At 69.1% G+C, this 236-nt stretch carries 1 pseudogene; it reads right to left on the bottom strand.

The window, feature by feature from the left end:
* Positions 1–69: 69 nt before the first annotated feature.
* Positions 70–236, bottom strand: a pseudogene (locus tag CVH10_RS27410) (co-chaperone DjlA); the annotation flags it as partial.

The raw sequence follows: 236 nt of genomic DNA, 5'->3' as shown, positions 1-236 counted from the left end.
GGCCGATGCACGAAGCCCCCGACCGAGGCCGAGGGCTTGTGGTGAAGGTGCCTGGTGAGGTGCGTGCGATCAGGCGGCGGCGCGCGCCTTGCGGATGCGTTCGTAGGCGTTGCCGATCTCGCTGGTGCGCTCCTTGGCCCCCTCGCGCATGCTCTCCGGCCTGCCCTTGGCGGCGAGCTTGTCGGGGGGGTTCTCGCTAATCAGACGGCGATAGGCCGTCTTGATCTCGGCATCGC

This window comes from Halomonas sp. ND22Bw, assembly GCF_003011945.1.
GTDB classification, from domain to species: Bacteria; Pseudomonadota; Gammaproteobacteria; order Pseudomonadales; family Halomonadaceae; genus Halomonas; species Halomonas halophila.
Note: the sequence above shows the minus strand (reverse complement) of the source record. Positions and strands in the feature narration are given on the sequence as shown.